General features: G+C 67.1%; 1 protein-coding gene. It reads right to left on the bottom strand.

Going from position 1 to position 1,963, the window contains the following annotated elements; all coding sequences use genetic code 11:
* Window positions 1-301: 301 nt before the first annotated feature.
* Complete coding sequence (locus tag VDP82_RS17580) at window positions 302-1,522, bottom strand: FAD-dependent monooxygenase (protein WP_323016110.1); 1,221 nt, start codon at window positions 1,520-1,522, stop codon at window positions 302-304.
* Window positions 1,523-1,963: the final 441 nt, after the last annotated feature.

Raw genomic sequence — 1,963 nt, 5'->3', positions numbered from 1 at the left:
AAGCCCCGCAAGAGCCTGCGCCGGAAGCGCGCAAGCGCGCTATCCGGTGGGGAGGTGATGACTGAACCACCGGTGACGATCAGTTTTTCATATGCGATAGCCCTGCCCTTCGGGGGAGAGGTCGGCCCAAAGGGCGGGGTGAGGGGGCCTTTCCGTGTGTTTCCGCCACACGGGCGCGCCCACCCCATTCTTGATGTCATCCCGCCCCGGCGCCGGGATCCATCCTGAAATGCTGCCCCCCAATCGTCGGGACGGGCCCCGGCTCGGAGGCTGGGGCGACAGGCATTGCGCAGAATGCCCCCTAAATCGGCAGCCCGCTCAATAGCTTCGGGCCGGAAGAGGAAAGCCCCGAAGCGGTGCGGATCAGCGCCGATTTGACCGGCCCGGCCCGGTCGACCAGTCCCAGCCCGAAATCGCGCAGCGCCCGCACCGGAGCGACATCGTTGGAGAAAAGGCGATTGAGCGTGTCGGTCATCGCCGCCATGCCGGCCGTGTCCAGCCGCCGCCAGGCCTGGTAGCGGCCCAGAACGTCGTCGGCCCCATGGTCCAGCCCCAGCCGCATGGCGTCCACCGCCACTTCGGCCAGCGCCGCCACGTCCTTCAGGCCCAGATTGAGCCCCTGGCCGGCGATGGGGTGCACCACATGGGCGGCGTCGCCCACCAGCGCCAGGCGCGGCGCGATGAAGCTGCGGGCGATCTGGAGCTTGAGGGGAAAGCCCATCAGCTTTTCCTCCAGCCGCACCGCGCCCAGGCTCGATCCCATCACCGCCTCGATCTCCCGCGCCAATTCGTCCGCCTCCATGGCGAGGAAGCGCTGCGCATCCGTGCTGCGCTCGGTCCACACCAGCGAGGAGCGTTTGCCCGGCAGCGGCAGGCTGGCAAAGGGTCCGGCGGGGCGGAAATGCTCATAGGCCACCCCGTCATGGTCCAGCTCATGGGCGATGGTGGCCACCAGCCCGGTCTGACCGTAATCATGGCCGGTGACGGTGATGCCGGCCATGGTGCGCAACCCCGACTGCCCGCCATCGGCGGCCACGATCAGCGGCGCGGCCAGCACGCGCCCGTCCTCCAGTGTCAGCAGGGCAAGGTCCCCTTCGAGGCGATAGGCCGCGGGGACGGCCGGGGCGACCACCTCCATCCTGCCCTCCACCGCCGCCAGCAACACCCGGCCGCTGACGCTGTTGGGCACCATATGGGCAAAGGCCTCGCCGGGCGCCACCTCGCCCTCGAAGGTGAGAAACAGCGGCCGGGCGATGTCGCCTTCGCCCGAATCGGTGATGCGCATGGCGGTGATCGGCTGCGCTTGCGCCGCCATCTCCGGCCACACCCCCAGCGCCTCGAAAACCCTGCGCACCCCGGCGGCGATGGCCGAGGCGCGGTTGTCGCGCGGCACCGAGAGCGGCCGCCGGTCCACCAGCGCCACCCGCACTCCCCGCGCCGCCTGCACCAGCGCCAGGGCCAGCGTCATCCCCACCGGCCCGCCTCCGACAATGATGACATCGTACCGGTCCGGCGCGCTCATGATGGTCTCCTGATCTCTGTGCTTTTACCCCTATCCCCTTCCGCCCGCCCTGCCAACCGCGAGCGGGACGGGAGGTTCTCCTCCCCCGCACCGGGTCATTTCGGCGCAGGCCGGAATCCATATCCGCATTTTTCCACGTGCTCCGGTGCCAGGGGAGAGCCTTCAGCCTGGATTCCGGCCTGCGCCGGAATGACATGGTGGGTGAGGCGGGCTTTGGAGCACCCCTCAGCATTGCCTATTTTTTAATCTACAGCATTTTCCATTGCCGATTTCTCAGGCAATTTCCAACGCCATCCAAATCTGCCCGCAACACCTCACCCATAACCCCTTGCAAAGAAAGCATATTTTCCAGCCGCCGGATCTGGCACGGCGCTTGAGTCTGTTTCCCCGGATCGACATTGCGTCATCGGAGAAACCGGAAAATGAAAATCGCAACCATTC

Origin of the sequence: Devosia sp. (assembly GCF_034675085.1) — a bacterium.
Classification (GTDB): domain Bacteria; phylum Pseudomonadota; class Alphaproteobacteria; order Rhizobiales; family Devosiaceae; genus Devosia.
The sequence above is the reverse complement of the archived record's forward strand: the minus strand, read 5'-3'. Positions and strand labels throughout refer to the sequence as shown.

What these genes read in the sequence shown, in the direction of transcription:
- VDP82_RS17580 (WP_323016110.1), bottom strand. Translation starts at nt 1,522, where the DNA reads ATGAGCGCGCCGGACCGGTACGATGTCATCATTGTCGGAGGCGGGCCG.